Here is an 18,991-nt window from a genome sequence, read left to right as displayed (position 1 = left end):
GAATACAGTAAATTTTTTTAGAAGTGCCCCCTTATTAAAAAAGAAACTTTCCAAAAAGTAACTATATGAATTAAATATCACTACTTCAAAAAAGAAAGTTATAGAATTACAATAACCTCAGCAAAACAAAACAAGAAAAACTGGGGGAAATGAACATGTTACACAATAAAAAAGTTGTCATTATCGGTGGTAGTTCTGGAATTGGTTTAGAAACGGCGAGACTTGCGCTTATGCAAGGCAGCGAGGTCATCATTGCTAGTCGTTCTGAGGAAAAACTGCAAAGGGCAAAGGAGCAGTTAGGAGGAAACGTAACAATTCATGTGCTTGATACAGTGCAAGAACAACAAGTACAATCTTTTTTTAAACAAGTAGGTCCGATTGATCATTTAGTTGTTACAGCAGCAGAAACATCTGGAGGGTCTTTTATCGATACAGATACTGCCGCAGCACGTCAGTTATTTGAAAATAAATTTTGGGGGCAATTTTATGCAGCGAAATATGGTGCACCTAACATTGCTGATAATGGTTCCATTACTTTATTCTCTGGAGTTGTCGCTTATAAATCTATGATTGGATCGGCAACACTTGGTGCAGTCAATGCCGCTGTTTCTAACCTTGGCCAAACGTTAGCGCTAGAACTAGCCCCAATTCGCGTAAACGTTGTCTCACCAGGAATTATTGATACACCGTCACGCAGCAAAATGGCAGAAGAAGCACGGAACAAATTTTACACTGACCTAGGAAACAAACTTCCAGCGGGGCGAGTAGGAAAAGCTGAAGATGTAGCCAAAGCGGTATTATATGCTATGCAGAACGAGTTTGTTACAGGAACAGTTCTGCATGTTGAAGGTGGGCATACGTTAATTTAGTTTGTATGGATAGAATAGAAGACGCTACTCTTTTTGAGAGAATAGCGTTCTTCATGTTTCTATATAAAGTTTAGAGGATAAAAAACCTCTACCTTACTCCATTTCTCCTCCCACTTCTTTTTCTGTACACGCTCTTCATATATAGTTGCATATTCCTTCGTTTCCTCATAATAAGGAGTCGGCCTTAGTTCTAAGTTAATCACATCTTGTACACTCCAAGGAGCAGCTAGTACAATTTCATCCTGTTCATCCAATTTCAAACCTAGTGCCGTTGCGGTTTCAGGAAATTTTGATATGGCATCTATTGAAGAAGAAAAAGGTGGCATGTTGTTAATGATGTGCATTCTTGCTTCATTTTTTACAGACCAAGGTATATTTGGAAGCATATTTAGTAGTTGTTGTTCGTATTTTTTTTCTTCGGATTCATCAATATTTTCAGTATCAAAATAAACAACATCAACATCTGAAAGGGGGGTTCTTTCTTCAAACCCGTGCAGAGTGTCCCATATTTTTGAACGGACAAACCCAGCGCATACCCACCAGTCGGGTAAGTGTAATTGTTTAGCGGTCTGTAATATATCCATCATCCATGCATCTTCTTTTACTAATTGAATGATATCTTGTTCGTTTGTTAGTTTCATAGGTGTGTGCCCTTCTGTTTTTTTGTTATGTCCTTCCATTCGCTTAAGTACATTTTATCCGTTCGGTCCAATTCAAAAGGAAGACGAGTGATTAGTTCTAAGCTATTGCCATCAGGATCATTGAAATATACAGAGGCATGTGCTTGATTTGGAAATACGATAGGTTCAATAGGTTCCATTCCAAAATCTTTCCGCGCTTCCATTCCTTTTTCTTTTAGCCAGTCAATCGCATGTTCTAAGTCGTGTAAATTTACTTGAAAGGCGATATGTCTAAGAGAAGGATGATACTTTGTTTTGTATTCGTTTCCTTCCCAAAGCCCTAGCCAGCTTTGTCCTTCGATAATCCAAAAGAAAGCTACTGTTTCATCTTTTTTATATAGCTTTAAACCTAATGATTCATAGAATGAGATCGATGTTTCTAAATGACTGACAGGAAGATGTGCTTCATATAATCCTTTGATCATGAAAATAGCTCCTTTTGGGGGTCACCTTACATACCCATCAAGTTAAGAAATTCGACTCCCCCTAAGTGTAAAAAACATTATTTTTTCTAAACAAGTTATATAGCTTAATAATAATTTCACAATAAATTTAACTCCCATTGTTCTTCGGTAAGTTTTTTGTTAGACAACGTTTGAATTCGAGTTTCCTTTAAAACAAATCCATTTTTTTTATAGATTCGTCTTGCTGATGTGAGTTCGCTATTTGTCCAGAGAATGATATTCCTGAAATCTAATTTCTTACAAAAATCAATAGCTGTTTGCACCAGTTGCTGTCCATAACCAGCACCTCTTACAGTGGGGTCAACAAGAAATAAACCTAACTGAGCAGTATCTTTATTAACTTTTTTAATACTTATCGAGCCACTTTGCTTTCCTTCGAGTTCTAAAATCCAAATATTCTCTTTATTATCGCACCTTTCTACAAAACCCTTTACACTATCTGCAATAAAATTTCGGAAAGATAAATCGTAATTGAACTCCCTGCTATAGAGCTCATAATGTGAGTTAATTATGTAGTCTACATCATTATCTAATCTATACGTACGTATCATTATATCACCTTTTATTTTTAAAATTAGAGCTACTCTTGTTTTTATAAACTACCTTTAATTTAAAAAGAGCAACTGTTGGATGCATTTTTTTATTCATTTCTAAATCAATTAACATGATTATTCCCCCTTTTTAACAAGATTTTACCATAAATTTATGTTGTATATTCTATACATGTGAGTTTGACATAACGCATCATTATAAAAAGTTGGATATCGTTAGGAATTCTTTTATACCAATAGATTCTCTTAATCGCCGATACTATAAAACATGTAGGATTTTATACATTACTACAATAGTGTGGGTTTTCGGGTTCTCGTTTGTTACGGGATTAGCCAAAAAATTGTATAAAACCTTGCATGCTCTTAGCATGTTTTTTTTCAAAAATGCTGGCGATATCCCATAGCCGTCAAGCTAAAATTTTAAAGTATCCCCTAAACGGAAATTTTTTGCTAACTTGTAACAAAAAGCTCATTTTTTCGGTTTGGGGTAATTTTGAATTCTTAAGTTGATGGGCATGGGTCACCATATCGAAAAAAGAATATTGTACGTTTAGACACATTTTGGACACAAATTAACCGATTCCCTGTACGATTAAGGAATCGGTTATTTATTTTAGCGCTTTTTTATAGAGTTTTTCTCGCGTAATGGTCTTAGATTATTGAAATTTGTTTTTTGGTTTAAGTTCCACACATAATCACCTGTCAATGTGATATGTTCCCAATCAAGTGGAGAGATATGCTGTAAATATTCCTCAGGACTATTTACGCCTTTTGTACGCAAAGCATCAACTCCATGTGATATATGGGGTACTACCCCACATCCATCAACTTAAGGGATTTATGAAACGAAAACGTAAGCTTTCTGGTTCGAGTTTAAATAGAAACCTTTCAATAAAATTAGGATTGCATTGGAAATGTATCTCTGTTGTTTTTTGTTATATATCTGGACCAGTATACCGTTATGCCAAATCCAATAGTAAGAATTAATCCTGCAAAGATATATGGTAGATTAACATTTACATTAAGTAAAATGCCTCCCATTGCTGGCCCAATAATATTCCCTAAGCTCGTATAAGTAGAATTCATCCCTCCAGCAAATCCTTGATTTTCTCCAGCTATTTTAGAAAGTAATGTTGTAATTGCTGGTCGGAGTAAGTCACATGCCAAAAAGACGATAAATGTTACAATCATGATTACCCAATAATTACTAATAAATGTGGAACCAAATATATATATAGCAGCTATGAGTAAGCTACATTGAATGATTCTTTTTTCACCAAATTTTTTTACCAACTTTTCGAAGAATAAGATTTGTGCTACCACTCCTAATATGGCGCTTACTGCAATAATTGTTGATATATCTTTAGGTGTAAAACCAAACTTTTTATCAACAACAAAGCTAAACATATGCTCATATGCCGATAAGCCACACCCTAAAACAAGGACAAGTAACAACGGAACAAAATATAAAGGATGAAAAGATTGTTTAATTTCTTCTAAAAAACTTATTTGCATCTTGGTATCTCTCATTTTAATTCGTTGTTCCTTAGTTATAGGTTCTTTCAAAATGAATACTGAAAAGCATGCAGCGATACCAGAAATTATAGCTGCAAAAAAGAATGGTACACGTATGCCAAAATCAGATATAAACCCACCAATCCCAGGGCCAATGATGAATCCTGTACTGATAGATGCGGATAGATACCCTAATGCTTTTGCTCTGTTTTCTAATGAAGTTGTATCTGCTATAAAAGCGGTAACTGCCGGCATCATACATGCGGCGCTAATACCTCCCAATGCTCTAGAAAGAAATAACACCCATATTTGATTTCCCACACCAAATAAAAATTCAGAGAATGAAAAAAGGAATAGTCCCATTATAATCATTTTCTTTCTACCAAATGTATCTACCCATATTCCAGCGATAGGAGATGTTAATAATTGAAAAAATGCAAACGTAGCAATTAAATATCCCATAATATCAGTACCTAATTGTAATGTCTTCATATAAGATGGCATTATAGGCACAACAAGACCAATCCCTAAGAATACGATAAACAAATTAAATAATACTAAAGCTAATGATGATTTTTTCCTATTATAAATGTCCATATTATTTCCCTCATTTATGATTAATTAAATATAGACATAAAAAAGCTTTTTTATGTAATTATCTTCAGCATAAACCTTAAAGTAACTTTAAGGTCAATACAAAAATAAAAAACGTAAAGATATCTATAAGGAGTCATAAGAAAGGAAAATTGTAAATTGGATACATTTTAATTTGTCCTCTATACGCTAAGTGTAAAACTAGTTAAAAGGTCAATTATCATTAAAGAATAAAATGCCTTAAAGCAAGCGTTGCATAAATGTTAATTTTTGCAACACCTAGTTGGGTCTATTTTACCCTTAGCGTACAGGGTATTGACTTAAATTTGTCTATATTGTGTCGTAAAGTACAATTTTCTTTTTTTGATATGGTGAGGCCTTATAGAGAAATGGGTCATCGTTATTTAGAAGTTATGATGGAATTTTTCGGTACTTCTTCCTTTGAAGGAATATTTATTGAGGGTCACAACAAGTTTCCAGAAAAGGCACAAAAAATTAAGGAAAAGGCTATTCTTAGAGCTAAAGAAGTTGCTAAAGATTTTTAAATATTTCGTTCTAAAAAATAAAGTATTGCCGATTATATTGATATAATTGGCAATACTTTATTTTTTTAACAAATCTCTAAGCTTCTACTTAACTTTTACCTAATTCATCACTAAACAATTTTTTTGGTACTATTGACAGACAAATACGGATTCTTATCGTTTTGGGAATCATCTGTTTCGTAAGTTAATGAATGTGTGGTGATCCCCTTTATAGACTTTATTCTTACCAGATAGGCCTTAACCTCGATGACAATTTACCTTCATTTGCTTCATATACTAATTTTGTTAAATCCTCTTTGAGCATTTGCATTCGTTCTGCACCTATGTTTTCAATCCAGCGCCCCTCCATCTCAGCTAGTATCTCCTCTTTTGCTTTCACTACTAACCAGCCTCGTTCAGTCAAAACAATAATTTTCCCTCTCTTATCAGTAGGATGAGTTTGGCGCATGACATAACCACATTTCTCAAGGTAATCCACCATTTTACTCACAGCTTGCTTTGTAACTCCTAAATATGCAGCTATTTCTATACCTGTTGCTCCATCAGGGATGATACATTTAAACATAAAACCATGTACAGGTCTAATGTCTCCAAATCCCAATTTGCTCAATCTGTCATGTAGTTCATTAATCGATGCACTAAAGGATAATGACAAAAGTGATGTAAGATCCAATTCACCAAATACTTGATGATTATTCATACATAAAACCTCCTTAAATAAAGTCAAATAAATTGACTTTATTCGAATCCTATTGTACTATGCGTAATACGGTCAATCAAGTTGACTATATTGAATTCCATTGTATCATGCATAATATAGTCAATTGAGTTGGCTATATTATGATTATGAAAGAAATAGGATTCACCAAAATAAAAATGAATAAATTATGGAGGGTTCTCATGGCTAATATCGTTAAAATTAGAGGGAGTGTATTTGCACCGTATGCTTGGTTGGCACCTATTAAAGATCCTGCAACAGGAAGGGTATTCGAATATACTGGTGATGCACGTGAATTTACACCATACGCTGTAAACACAATGCGGTCAAGATTAGAACAAGAAGTGATTATTGATTTTTATAAAAAAGAAATTTTCACATTTGCAGATGCTTGTATTACAACTGTAAAAATTACAAATCCAGATGGTTCTATTGAGCATAAAAAAGGAAAAACAGGTACAGAAAACATTGTATGTACGAATGTTGTGTGGGGCGCTGATGAAGTCTCTTTTGAAATGAGGGCAAGTGCCAGCAACCCTTTAAATACAGCAGCACCTGCGGCTGATTATTTATTAACTGTATGTGTTAACAAAAGTGGAGCTTTGCATATTGAAGGTTCTCATGATGGGTTCCCTTGCTATGAATTTTATAAGCAAACGGATTTTGGTCGATTTGAATTAATCTATACACATGATTTCAGAAAAACTGGTGACACTCCAGCGGCGCTAGCTGGAGAGATGGAATACAGTTTTAAAAAGACAATTTAAATATAAATATGAATTAGAAGAGTATCACACTTTACAAGCAGTAGCGAGTATAAAAGAAAAACAATTGATTGTTCTAAAGAAATTGTGACCTGTTTTGCTCAATGATGAAAGGTTATGTATTATCCAAAATAAAATTAAAATTACAGAGGTGTTTCTCATGACTAATATCGTTAAAATTAGAGCAAGTGTATTCATTCCAATGTCTTGGACTGCAATAGGTTGGACTGGACCTAAGGAAGATAAACAAAAGGGAAACTTAATCGAATTCGAAGGTGACTCACGTGAATTTACCCCTTATGCTGTAAACGCTATGCGTTCTAGAGTTGAACAAGAAGTAGTTGTAGATTTTCATAAAAAAGAAATTTTCACATATGGGAATACGGGCATAACAACGGAAAGAGTTACAAATCCAGATGGTACCGTCAATAAAAAAACAGGAAAAGCTAGTACAGAACGTATTGTATGCACTGATATTGAATGGGCTTCTGATGACGTCAAGTTTCAAATGAGTGCAAGTGCTAGCAATCCATTAAATATGAATGCACCTGCTGTTGACTATCTTTTAACTGTGCATGTCAAAAAAGATGGTACTGTTGAGATTGAAGGTAAACATGATGGATTCCCTTGCTATGAATTTTATAAACAAACAGATTTTGGTCCGTTTGAACAAATTCATACACATGATTTCAGAGAAACAGGTGATACAGCTGAAGCTCTAGGTGGAGAAATGGAGTATAGTTTTAAAAAAATATTATAAATTCAGCGTGGTGCCACATTGGCATCGAACCAAGATAAAGTAAATTCTTCGCAGTAAGTATGTAGGTACAATTCAAATGTATATTTTATCGCCCTATTTGTAACTTTCACAGTTATAAATAGGGCGATAAAAGAAAAAGTGAGAGAACATATATATGACTGTAAAAATTAAAGTTTATTCTGATTTTGTATGCGCATTTTGTTTTTTAGCAACGGGTCCTTTGGATGAGGTTGTAAAGGAAAAAGATGTAGAAGTAGAATGGATGCCATTTGAATTGCGTCCTAGTCCATCTCCGAAAATTGATCCACGGACACAACCTCGTGTAATGGAAGCTTGGGATTCATTTATTTATCCTACTGCTGAAAAATTAGGATTAGAAATAAAGTTACCACATTTTCGTTCATATACGCACCTTGCGTTTGAAGGTTATCAATTTGCAAAGAAACTTGGAAAAGGAAATGAGTTTCACCATAGAGTGTTTATTGCACATTTCCAAGAGGAACAAAATATTGAAGACATCGAAGTGTTAACAAAATTGGCGGAGGAAGTGGGAATTTCTCAAGATGTATTTAAAGAAGCATTAATATCACGAAAGTACCGAGAAATGCATCAAAAAGCTATAAGACATGCCCATCAAGAAGCACAAATTATGGCTGTTCCAACGTTCATTATTGGTGACGAAGTCATTCAAGGATTTGCTAGCAAAGAAAGATTAGCAAAAGCGATTGATCAAGAATTAGAAAAGGGTAAAGAGAATAAGTTAGATGGACTGCAATGTAATGTATATGGAGATTGTTAATGTTAATGCTATAAATACTTGATGATTCATATATAAAATTCAAATAAAGTCAATTAAGTTGACTTCGTTTGAATTCCATTGTACTATACGTATTATAGTCAATTAAGTTGACTACACTGTTTTTATTATAAAAGAAGTGGGATACCCATTTTTAATGGGTAAATATAGAACAACGTAAAAGTGAGTAACAGGAGGAAAAGAGAATGACAACAGTGTTATTTGTAAAAGCAAACAACCGTCCAGCAGATCAGGCAGTTAGTGTGAAATTATACGAGGCTTTTTTAGCGAGTTATAAAGAATCACATCCAAACGATACAGTGGTAGAGCTTGATTTATACAAGGAAGAATTACCATATGTAGGAGTAGATATGATAAACGGTACATTTAAGGCTAGTAGAGGATTTGATTTAACAGCAGACGAAGCAAAGGCAGTAGCTGTTGCTGATAAATATTTAGATCAATTCCTTGCAGCAGATAAAGTAGTATTTGGTTTCCCATTATGGAATCTAACAATTCCAGCTGTACTACACACTTATATTGATTACTTAAACCGCGCGGGCAAAACATTTAAATATACGCCAGAAGGTCCAGTAGGTCTGATTGGAGATAAGAAAATTGCATTATTAAACGCAAGTGGTGGTGTATATTCTGAAGGACCAAAAGCCGAAATGGAGATGGCTGTTAAATATGTAGCAAGTATGATGAGCTTCTTTGGTGTAAAAGATATGGAGAAAGTAGTGATCGAAGGCCACAACCAATTCCCTGATAAAGCAGAAGAAATTATTGCTGCAGGGCTTGAAAAGGCTGTTACAGTAGCAAGTACATTCTAATTAACAAAACATTTGTCACTAAATATGTCAGTACCAACACTTTTATAGCGGTGGTACTGCTTTTTTATTCGCTTATCTCTCTACTTTGGAGCAGTAAGAACCTAATTGATGCGAGCTTTTCATTCTCATTAAACGATAGAAAGAAGGATTTACATTACAATGGAACGTTTATGGACAAAAAACTATATAATGCTGACAATTACAGCATTATTACTATTTAGTGGTTTTTATTTACTCATGCCAACGCTACCGATGTTTATTAAACAATTAGGTGGGAGTGAATCTCAAGTTGGATTTATTATTGGAGTGTTTACAATATCGGCAGTCATTTTACGTCCTATTGTTGGCGGATTAATGGATCGATATGGCAGGCGTGTATTTATAATAAGCGGACTACTATTTTTTGCAATTACAATGTATTTTTATGATTGGGTAGCAGGAGTTATATTTTTAGTGGTAATACGTATCCTCCATGGAATCGGCTGGGCGATTGCTACAACTTCAATCGGAACGGCTGTGACTGATGTGATTCCACCATCTCGTCGCGGAGAAGGCATGGGATGGTATGGACTGGCAATGACTTTGGGCATGGCTTTAGGACCAATATTAGGTCTTTGGGTCGCAAAATCATTTTCATTTCATTATCTATTTCTTCTATGCACAGCGTTAGCACTTATTGCATTCATACTTGCGCTTGGTACAAAAATACCAGCAGTTCAAAGTGCCTCAAAAAAACCTATATCATTTTTTGAAAAAACCGTTTTACCAATCGCCATTGTGACATTCTTCTTATCCCTTACTTTTGGCGGCATTACAACATTTTTACCACTGTTTGCGGCAAAAATTCAAGCTAATGCTGGTACTTTTTTCTTAGTTTATGCTGTCACACTTATAGTAATTAGACCGATTGCAGGGAAAATATCCGATAAGCGTGGAGAAGGGATCATTATTGTTCCTGCGCTTATTATAATGATAATTGCACTATTCATCCTAGCCATTACAAAAGGGCTTGTTGGACTAGTTATTACAGCTATTTTGTACGGAATTGGATTTGGAGCAGCGCAACCTGCTCTTCAAATAGTAACGTTACGATTAGCTCCACCAGAGAAAAGAGGAGTAGCGAACGCTACATTTTTTACTGCTTTTGATTTAGGGATTGGTTTAGGATCTATTCTTCTAGGATTTGTTTCACAGCTCATGGGATATCAAATGCTATTTATTGTGTGTGCTGTATCAGGGTTCATTAGTCTGTTAATTTTTATTTTGTTTGTAAAAAAGACACTAAAATAAATTTTTAATTTACGAAAAAAGCGCTATTCTTTTGTGGAAATACACAGAAAGGATAGCGTTTTTGATCTCTTAGGCGTCATATACAATTATTCCATATCTCATAATCTATATAGCTTAACTTAAAGTAACCAAATTTAAAGTATATTTTATTGTAAAGACTTACCTGTAACTTTATTATTTTCACTTCAAGAAATAATGTCCTCCATAAATAACATTATATTTTAGATTAAATAACTATTAATTTCTCTTATCTCTTTACACCGAAAATAACAGCGTATTTTTTCATTTTAGGGGGTATTTTGTTTTCTTAGCTTGATAGTGATGTGACGGAACCCCATGCCCATCAACTTAAGAATTTTATAACCCACACCGCCATCAAGCCAATGACAACAAGTAACCCATAACAAAAATTTTGTTAAGTTAATGAATGTGTAACAAGACCTCATAAATAAAAAAGATAAGACCAGGAACCCGGTCTTATCTATGGCATAAGGAGAAACAAATAGGGTGATAACCATCACCTTTTCATGATATTACATTAAATTTTAATTTTGAATATTATAACTAAAAATAGTAGCAATATCTATATTGAGAAATTTATTACTAATTCGTTTTAAGTTCCAAAAGGTACACCTTTTGAAGTATCTAGATATCTATGAAAAACATTGCTTCAAAACATCAAAAACTACACATTTGAAGTACTTCTAAAAAATAAATACCTTTTGAAGTAAATTTGTTATAATAAACTTATAGAAAGGATAAAGGAGTTACTAAAGTATGAATGTCAGAAAATTTGCTTACATTCGTGTAAGTAGTAAAGATCAAAATGAAAATCGGCAACTTGAAATTATGAGGCAATATATAAAAGACGAACGGGATATTTTTATCGATAAACAAAGTGGAAGAGATTTTAATCGAGAGCAATATCAACTTTTAAAACGAATGTTAAGAAAAGGGGATATTTTATACGTTCACTCACTTGATCGTTTCGGAAGAAACAAGGAAGCCATCCTTCAGGAATGGAAAGATATCACCAAAAATATTCAAGCACATATTATTGTCCTGGATATGCCATTGCTTGATACGACACAATACAAGGATAGTTTAGGGAATTTAATTACAGATCTTGTATTACAAATTCTTTCTTGGCTTGCTGAAGAGGAACGAACAAAAATTAAGACTCGTCAACGAGAAGGAATTGAAATCGCTAAGAAACAAGGGAAACATTTAGGAAGACCTAGAACTGAAATTACTGAAGAATTTATTGCAGCTTACACAGAGTGGAAAAAAGGTGAAATTTCAGCATTAGAAGCAATGAGAAGATGTAATATGACTAGCCCGACATTCTATAGGGTAGTCAAAAGATATGAAAATAGAAAATAATCTTATCTACAAAAAAAATTTATTTTTTCCTTAGTTACAAGAGTGCTGGTATTGGTCCTTATGAGAGAATTGGGTAAATTTCTTGTTTTCTAAAAAGGAATTTCACCGTAATACATAAAGGCCTTAGCTAATTGCACATTACTTTTGGTTTCTTGTACAATATAAGAAAGAGAAATAGACAGGGAGAGGAAACCCATGTCCACAAAATTAGTAAATTTACGAATCGATTTTGCTTTTAAACAGTTATTCGGAACAAAAGGAAACGAAGAAATTTTAACTGGTTTCTTGAATGCTGTGTTAGAGGAATCTTTAGATACACCTATTACATCTTTACAATTGGAAGATCCACATCTTCATAAATCTTATGAAGATGATAAGTTATCCATATTAGACTTATTAGCAACACTCGACAACGGAACACAAGTGAATATAGAAATTCAGCTTCGAAATACACATGATATGGTGAAACGCTCTCTATATTATTGGAGTAAGCTCTACACATCCCAAATGCAAGAGGGGATGCCGTATCGTTCACTTCGGAAAACAATTACCATTAACTTATTAGATTTCATATTATTTTCTCATGACGACTCATTTCACACCATCGGCCAATTATGGAATGCCAAAACACAACAGATACTAAGTGATGATATTGAAATTCATTTTGTAGAGATTCCAAAATTAGTGAAACAATGGCGTGAAGAAAAAGTAAATCCATGGGAAAATTCATTTGTCCGTTGGATGTTATTGTTGCCAGCCCACGAAGATGAACATTTAACTCAAACATTGGAGGAGATTGCGATGAATCAAGATCCAATTTTACAAAAGGCAATAACTAAATGGGAAAATATGAGCCATGATTCTTCCTTCCGAACAGCTTATGAAGCTCGTGAGAAAATACTTCTAGATGAACAAGCTAAAATAGCTCATGCACGAGAAGAGGGATTAGAAGAAGGTATTGAACAAGGTATTGAACAAGGAAAAATCCAATTAATTCGTGGTATGCATAAAAATGGCATGCCATTAGAAGATATTGCAAAATTCACTGGTCTCAGTACAGAAGAAATACGAAAATTACTATTATAATTATATATCATGGAAAAAGCTTTGCGAAAACTTCCGCAAAGCTTTTTATTTTATTCATCTACATGACCATTTTTGGACTTATCTCGGCTGAACCTCTTTTTTCGGTTAATTTTAGACACTAAGTTATGACACCTGTTTATGTACTGATATTATAACATTCCAAAAATAGAGCCAAAACTTTTAAGTTATGAACATCTTAACTTAATAACCGTTACTCCAGTAATTACGAAATCTACACAGATAACTTTATTATGTTTACTCAGGACGCAAAAGAACACTTGAAATTAGTGCAAATTATCTCCTAAAGTGACACTTGAGGGTTGATTTTTATAGCGTTACAACGTTGCATATATTATGTTGCAAATCAAATCCCGAAAATGATACGATATTTGTAGCAAAATAGAAAAATAGATTTATGCAACGTTAGGAGAACAAAAAATGAATTACGCATATATTCGAGTATCTACTCCGCAACAAGACTATACATTTCAGAAAAAAGAAATACTTACATATTGTGAGGCTAACAAAATTGAATTGTTAGAAGAGTCGATTTTTGAAGAAAAGCAAAGTGGAAAAAACATGGAGAGAGAACAATTCCAAATTCTTATGCAGCGACTCAAACCGGGAGATACACTTATTGTGTATAAGCTAGATCGTTTAGGTAGAAATCTTTCTGATATGATCCGTACTCATGAAAAACTGATTAAAAACGATATTGGAGTCATTGCTATTCATGATAATATTGATACCCGTAAGAAAGATGACATGACGACTAAAGTAATGGTTACAATTTTATCTTTATTTGCTGACATTGAACGAAACTATATACTGGAGCGAACGCATGCTGGTCGTATGAAGTATGTAGAAAATGGCGGGAAACTAGGGAGAACTCCTAAAATCAATAAGTCTAAAACTGATTTGATACTTGAGTTACTTGATCAAGGCAAAACGAAACAGGAAATTGCTGATTTTTTAAATGTTGATAGAACTACCATTTATCGAACATTAAAGCGAAATGGTTATTAGTAAAATTATTAATAACAAGTACTATCTATGCTTTTATAGACTATATTCATTTTGCCAAAAAATTCAAGTCTTACTGAAGGGAGTTATCACAAAAATAGGAGCTAAACTATAAATTTTAGTTCCTTCTATTTGCAAATTATTTGATTATAAATGATATGGTTCTAAAATTATACACTAAGATATGTAAGGATGTTAACTAATACACTTTATGAATTTATATTTTTTATTCAACCTATAAACATCTTGCAACAAATATACAATTGTCATGATAGCCATTAGCCCATTAACAATAAGAGCTATTACAATTGATAATTCCGTGGTAGGTGATAACATAATATATAGTGAAACAATAGCTGCAATAAAAGGAACCACTTTTCTTGTTCTTGTTATGCAAAATTCATTACTGTTTTTTAGTTGGGGGCATGATTCTACCTATCATTAACAAGAAAGGACTGGTGGCTAAGATACCTAACCAACCAAAAACACTTTCAACAAACCAAGGCAAAAATGGAATAGCTGAAGAAAATATAAATAAGTTCAGTACTAACAGAACTTATTGTATAAGTGATAATCTTATATGTAGTTGTTTCATTTTGTTACACCTCTGATACTATTAAAATTTAATTATGTTTTATTTTTTAATGGTGTTCATTTTCGTACAGTAAAGAATTTTCAAAGCTTCATAGCATGTTTTTCCCTCGATTTCTTGCTAATCTGTCAAGAAAACTCCATCAGCATTTGCATAATATAGAAATATGCATACATAGAATAAAGGAATGCAGTACACATCAGCATACAAGCATTCCCTTGTTATTTTTATGTTATTACTTTACATTTTATGTCCCCACTGGTCAAAGTGATAATCTTTACCGTTGATTTTAAACCAACCGTCTGAATAAAGTGAACCATCTTCTCTAGCACAATACCAAAGGTATCCGTATGCAAGAGGCCAAGGTCTATATCCACCACCAACTTGGAACCATCCTGTTTTAGCTGCCCCTTTCTCATCGAAGTAATAATACTTCCCCTCGATAGTTTGCCATCCTGTTTGTGCTACGCCGTTATTGTCAAAATGGTATATATTACCATCTATTTTTTCAAACCCTGCTCGGTTAACTGATCCGTCTTCATGAAAATAATATCTTTTTCCGTCAACGTTTTTATAATCATTGAACGTATCATTGCGACCATTTGTGAAATAGTATCTTTTACCGTCTATCATTTTCCAACCGGTATAGGAAATTCCATCTTCTAAACTATAATATGTCAGTGTTTTCTCGTTTTTGTTGATCCCTGTTTTCACAATCGAACCGTCTTTATTAAATGCTAATATTTTATTGTCAAACTTAACATTAATAGCGCTGTCTATAACTTGTCCATTTAGATTAGAAACTCTCTCAAGCACACCTTTGTCGGAAAGGTGAAGGATGACATTTTGATCTTCTAGACGTAGTATTTCATTTTCAACGGACACAGCACCTTCGAAATAATAAATTTTACCATCGATTTCCCGCAAACCCGTTTCAATAAGTGCTCCAGAAGCATCAGAATAGGAACGACCACCGTAGCCAGTATGGCTCCATGCTGATCGTTGCAAAGCGCCAGAATCATCGAAATTATAAAACTTACCATCAATCCGTGAATCACCTTTATATCTCGCCGTAACTAATTCGCCATTAGACGGATCAAAATAATAAGTCTTCCCCTTAATGTCTTGCCAGCCTTTCAAAAGGGCTCCTTCAGCATCTGTAAAATGATAATTCGAATCTTTGTTTACCCAACTGTTCTTTATTACATTTCCAGAAGAATCTTTTGCAATCAATTTAGTAGAATCTTTTTCATCAGCTACAAACTGTGCTCCGTCATACTTCTGTCTCTCATTTTCTTTACCCGGATACCACTCTACTAACCAATTGTGAATTTCATTGTTGTTTTTATCATCGAAACGAATTCCAGAGTCGAGACCCTCACCAGTACCGAACTTTGAAGTATTCCTATCACCAGCTAAACTTACCCCATTCTTGTTAATCAAACGGAACTGAAATGAACCAGAATCATTATTTTCTACCTGAACAAGTTCAAACACTTCATCATCGCCAAGCGAATCGGAATATTGAAGTTCGTTTCCTTCTTTTCCTGAAAGGTATTTTGAACCTGTTTTTACGATTACTTTATTCGTTCCTTTTTTATAGGGGATAATTTGATAAGGTTTACCATCATTTAGTCTAATGTATGTCAGTAGCAGACCTGACTCTATGACATTCGTACGCTCCGCCAATACATCAGATAATCGATTATAAAAATCTGCACGAGCTTTAGGATCATTAGTAACATAGTCGTCAAGGACCTCTTTAGATACTGGCTTTGAAGTCAATGTTACCAATCGTTTTTGTTCATCTGATAATTTACTTGCTATATAATCAAATAGGGTATCCTTACTATAAGTAATCACGCTCCAGTCTGCAGCCGAATCGCCTGAATATTTTTTATAAAGTGGAAAAAGAAATCTCGGGTTTTTACCAGATGCTTTTTCTACAAATGCACGTTCACCTTGATTCATCACAACTCCGGTTTTTCCTTCGTCTAATTGTGCTTGTGTAATGTAAAGAAGATCGTGTTCTGAGACATTTGCTGCATTAGGGTTTAAATCTATAATCGCTCCTGCGTCAGTAATTTTAAGCTGCTGCCCAGATTTTAGTTGATGAGTTTCAATTCTTCCATTTGGATAGCGTACTTTAACTTGTTTAATAAAATTCATATCACCTTGTGTATGATACATGGAAATATTAAATTCCCCAGATGTAAAACTAGGGGCCTTGTAAGCTATATTTTCTGCATATACATTATCAATGGAAGTGTGTGTTTCTATATCCCCTGGAGATAGTCCAAGTGTTTGATAAGTGTTTGCTATAGAACCTAATACAGTAATACCTATATCTACTACTGCACCTATCCCTGCGCTAGCTTTATTTTCTGCAAGAGGAGCCATGGAAAAAAGAATACCTAGTGCTGCTGTTGCAGGGATTACCTTCTTTCCAATTCCAGTTGTTTTAAATTTCTTTTTCATTCCGTTCTCCTCTCTTTGTGAAAATATTCACTTTTGAATCATCTAAAATTAATGTTCTGAAGTTCAGTTTAGTTTAAACACCTTTCAAATTCCTTGCACAAGTGTTACAAAAGTCTTTCATGAAATTATATAAAATGATGACCTCTGGTAACTTTTTCAATATCAAACACTATTTACTTCCTTTATTAACTAATAAATAGGAGACTTTCCTATTACCACCAAGATAATAATTGGAAGTGATTGTGTATTTCTGTACATTCTCCATACTAGCTTCTTTCCTACAATCAATTTGATATCGTTCATCGTATATCGTTAGAAACCCTTACAAAATACAGAGATCCATGTACAGAAAAAGAACACATATTATTGTTAGCGTGAGGTAGAGAATGAAATGATTTTGTTATTCATCTCGGCCGAACGTCTTTAAAACCAAAGAAAGATTTTTGTAACATCTATGAAAGACTTTTGTAATATTTACGAAAGTGATTTGAAAGATGTTTAAAGTACGATAAGTTTATCTCTAATCTATATGCAAAACACTCTATAAACTTTATATTTTATTTTTTTGATACAATAAGAACGTCGAATTTGATATGAAATCATTTTTTGAATATAAAACAATTTATAAGTTCCAAAGTACATTTGGTACAAGAATCTCATTAAATGAAAAACAAATCGTTCAGATGTGTTAGAAAAATAAAATTAATCAAACCGAACTTCCCCAAAGTTCCTTTGAAATAAACAAAACCCACAGAGAACATTCTTGTTCTCTGTGGGTTTTGTTATATTTTATGTTTTTTCTTGAAACAAGTGTTGTTTTATCATAGAAGTAAGTGAGATTTTTTGAGGTTACATGATAAGACAATTGTTCCACTCTATGAAAAATAATGTACAAAGGAGAATAGGAAGTTGAAAACGAGAGAACTTCTTACTACAGCACAAAGGGAATATTTTTATGGAATTCCTGAGTATATGGATGAGAGAGAAATTCTACGTTATTACACAATATCTGATGAAGAATTACGCATTATCAATAAACAACGTGGAGCCTCTAACAGATTAGGATTTGCTATACAAATTGCTTATTTACGTTTTCCAGGAAGACCATTATCCTCGAATGAAAAAGTTCCAGATTTTATTGTACATGCAATTGCTAAACAACTAAGAATTTTACCTTCAGCTATACAGAATTATGCACGTGAGCGTGATGCAACTCGGCGAGAGCATTTGATAAAAATCAGAAATACATTAGGGTTTCGAGCTTTTACTTTAAAAGAATATCGTGAACTAGCACGTTGGCTTCTCCCGATGACAATGAAAACAGATAAGGGACATCTCCTAGTAGAAGCTCTTATTACAGAAATGAGGAAAAGAAAAATAATTTTACCAGCTATATATGCAGTTGAACATTTAGCGTGGGCTGTACGTGAGCGAGCACATAGAAGGATTTTGAAGAGTATCTTCTACCACAAGAAAAATGGTATGAATTGAAAAATAGAAAACAAGTTCCCTTAACAATTTCAACAAATAGCGATCAGTATTTACAGGAACAATTTCAGTTAATGGAAGAGCAACTCTCTAAGGTGAATTATTTAATTCAAAATCAATTGTTAACAGATGTTGCAATGGATATTCCTGACGAATATTTACAACATATATCTCCACTTGGTTGGGAGCATATTACACTGACAGGTGACTACGTTTGGAACTTAAATCAAAAGACAAACTTCAATAATTTAAGACCATTACGGGATAAAGTGAAACTTCCGTCAGTGGGGGTTTTCTTCATCCCACACTGAAGGTTAGTTGAACCAATCGGGCTTTTACGGGCAGTTATCCCCCACCTATCTTCTTTGCTTCTCTCTGAAGGGGGTCTTACTGCCCGTTAATGCGGGATAAAAATTAAATAAAAAGATAGTAAAATAAATAACCGGTGCCTTAACGTACAAGGAACCGGTTAAAATGTGTCCAAATTTTGTTGTAACGTACAATTTTCTTTTTTTGATAAGATGCCCCCTTTTTTGTTTTACAGAATATTTTTCTGAATTAT

At 33.8% G+C, this 18,991-nt stretch carries 17 protein-coding genes and 2 pseudogenes; 12 read left to right on the top strand and 7 right to left on the bottom strand.

What is annotated here, in order from left to right; genetic code table 11:
• Positions 1 to 155: 155 nt before the first annotated feature.
• Positions 156 to 869 carry an SDR family oxidoreductase gene (locus BR72_RS19705; RefSeq protein ID WP_035435937.1) on the top strand — a complete coding sequence of 238 codons (714 nt, stop codon included), beginning with the start codon at positions 156 to 158 and terminating at the stop codon, positions 867 to 869.
• A 59-nt stretch (positions 870 to 928) separates the two neighbouring features.
• Here the strand turns inward: BR72_RS19705 and BR72_RS19700 are convergent, their stop codons facing one another.
• The 5 genes and pseudogenes from BR72_RS19700 to BR72_RS19685 all read right to left on the bottom strand — a co-directional run bounded on the left by BR72_RS19700 (position 929) and on the right by BR72_RS19685 (position 4,676).
• Positions 929 to 1,510, bottom strand: coding sequence for a nucleotidyltransferase family protein (locus BR72_RS19700; RefSeq protein WP_035435934.1), 582 nt, complete (start codon positions 1,508 to 1,510; stop codon positions 929 to 931).
• Complete coding sequence (locus BR72_RS19695) at positions 1,507 to 1,974, bottom strand: VOC family protein (protein WP_035435932.1); 468 nt, start codon at positions 1,972 to 1,974, stop codon at positions 1,507 to 1,509. The genes BR72_RS19700 and BR72_RS19695 overlap by 4 nt, the downstream gene beginning before the upstream one ends.
• Before the next feature lie 116 nt (positions 1,975 to 2,090).
• A complete protein-coding gene (locus tag BR72_RS19690; protein ID WP_051957363.1) occupies positions 2,091 to 2,564 on the bottom strand; it encodes a GNAT family N-acetyltransferase in 474 nt (157 codons plus the stop codon).
• Between the two features lie 613 nt (positions 2,565 to 3,177).
• Positions 3,178 to 3,369, bottom strand: a pseudogene (locus BR72_RS25915) (Tn3 family transposase); the annotation flags it as partial.
• A 92-nt stretch (positions 3,370 to 3,461) separates the two neighbouring features.
• Positions 3,462 to 4,676 carry an MFS transporter gene (locus BR72_RS19685; protein WP_035435930.1) on the bottom strand — a complete coding sequence of 405 codons (1,215 nt, stop codon included), beginning with the start codon at positions 4,674 to 4,676 and terminating at the stop codon, positions 3,462 to 3,464.
• Between the two features lie 257 nt (positions 4,677 to 4,933).
• Here BR72_RS19685 and BR72_RS27695 point away from each other — a divergent pair, with 257 nt between their 5' ends.
• Positions 4,934 to 5,218 (top strand): NADPH-dependent FMN reductase family protein, encoded by a 285-nt coding sequence (locus BR72_RS27695; protein ID WP_442852849.1) that lies wholly within the window; start codon positions 4,934 to 4,936, stop codon positions 5,216 to 5,218.
• A 223-nt stretch (positions 5,219 to 5,441) separates the two neighbouring features.
• On the opposite strand, the gene BR72_RS19675 is transcribed toward BR72_RS27695, so the two are convergent.
• Positions 5,442 to 5,918 (bottom strand): MarR family winged helix-turn-helix transcriptional regulator, encoded by a 477-nt coding sequence (locus BR72_RS19675; protein WP_035435927.1) that lies wholly within the window; start codon positions 5,916 to 5,918, stop codon positions 5,442 to 5,444.
• A 200-nt stretch (positions 5,919 to 6,118) separates the two neighbouring features.
• Between BR72_RS19675 and BR72_RS19670 the strand changes: the two genes are divergently transcribed.
• The 8 genes from BR72_RS19670 (at position 6,119) to BR72_RS19635 (ending at position 13,874) form a co-directional block, all read left to right on the top strand.
• On the top strand, positions 6,119 to 6,703 hold the full coding sequence (locus tag BR72_RS19670) for a DUF3238 domain-containing protein (protein ID WP_035435924.1): 585 nt from the start codon (positions 6,119 to 6,121) through the stop codon (positions 6,701 to 6,703).
• 157 nt (positions 6,704 to 6,860) lie between these two features.
• Positions 6,861 to 7,460, top strand: coding sequence for a DUF3238 domain-containing protein (locus BR72_RS19665; RefSeq protein WP_035435922.1), 600 nt, complete (start codon positions 6,861 to 6,863; stop codon positions 7,458 to 7,460).
• A gap of 154 nt (positions 7,461 to 7,614) precedes the next feature.
• Positions 7,615 to 8,259 carry a DsbA family oxidoreductase gene (locus BR72_RS19660; RefSeq protein WP_035435919.1) on the top strand — a complete coding sequence of 215 codons (645 nt, stop codon included), beginning with the start codon at positions 7,615 to 7,617 and terminating at the stop codon, positions 8,257 to 8,259.
• 203 nt (positions 8,260 to 8,462) lie between these two features.
• A complete protein-coding gene (locus BR72_RS19655; RefSeq protein ID WP_035435916.1) occupies positions 8,463 to 9,089 on the top strand; it encodes an FMN-dependent NADH-azoreductase in 627 nt (208 codons plus the stop codon).
• 159 nt (positions 9,090 to 9,248) lie between these two features.
• Complete coding sequence (locus BR72_RS19650; RefSeq protein ID WP_035435915.1) at positions 9,249 to 10,379, top strand: MFS transporter; 1,131 nt, start codon at positions 9,249 to 9,251, stop codon at positions 10,377 to 10,379.
• A 777-nt stretch (positions 10,380 to 11,156) separates the two neighbouring features.
• Positions 11,157 to 11,762, top strand: coding sequence for a recombinase family protein (locus BR72_RS19645; RefSeq protein WP_035435913.1), 606 nt, complete (start codon positions 11,157 to 11,159; stop codon positions 11,760 to 11,762).
• 195 nt (positions 11,763 to 11,957) lie between these two features.
• Positions 11,958 to 12,848: an Rpn family recombination-promoting nuclease/putative transposase gene (locus BR72_RS19640; protein WP_035435909.1), complete on the top strand. Its 891-nt coding sequence runs from the start codon at positions 11,958 to 11,960 to the stop codon at positions 12,846 to 12,848.
• Between the two features lie 438 nt (positions 12,849 to 13,286).
• Positions 13,287 to 13,874: a recombinase family protein gene (locus BR72_RS19635; RefSeq protein WP_035435906.1), complete on the top strand. Its 588-nt coding sequence runs from the start codon at positions 13,287 to 13,289 to the stop codon at positions 13,872 to 13,874.
• Positions 13,875 to 14,703: 829 nt separating this feature from the next.
• On the opposite strand, the gene BR72_RS19630 is transcribed toward BR72_RS19635, so the two are convergent.
• Positions 14,704 to 16,941 carry an N-acetylmuramoyl-L-alanine amidase family protein gene (locus tag BR72_RS19630; protein ID WP_035435903.1) on the bottom strand — a complete coding sequence of 746 codons (2,238 nt, stop codon included), beginning with the start codon at positions 16,939 to 16,941 and terminating at the stop codon, positions 14,704 to 14,706.
• 909 nt (positions 16,942 to 17,850) lie between these two features.
• Between BR72_RS19630 and BR72_RS19625 the strand changes: the two are divergent.
• Together BR72_RS19625 and BR72_RS19620 are read left to right on the top strand one after the other, a co-directional pair.
• Positions 17,851 to 18,402: pseudogene (locus tag BR72_RS19625) on the top strand (DUF4158 domain-containing protein); the annotation flags it as partial.
• Between the two features lie 26 nt (positions 18,403 to 18,428).
• Positions 18,429 to 18,740: a Tn3 family transposase gene (locus tag BR72_RS19620; RefSeq protein WP_035435897.1), complete on the top strand. Its 312-nt coding sequence runs from the start codon at positions 18,429 to 18,431 to the stop codon at positions 18,738 to 18,740.
• Positions 18,741 to 18,991: the final 251 nt, after the last annotated feature.

It is taken from the genome of Bacillus sp. UNC322MFChir4.1, assembly GCF_000746135.1.
GTDB lineage: Bacteria > Bacillota > Bacilli > Bacillales > Bacillaceae_G > Bacillus_A.
Note: the sequence above shows the minus strand (reverse complement) of the source record. Positions and strands in the feature narration are given on the sequence as shown.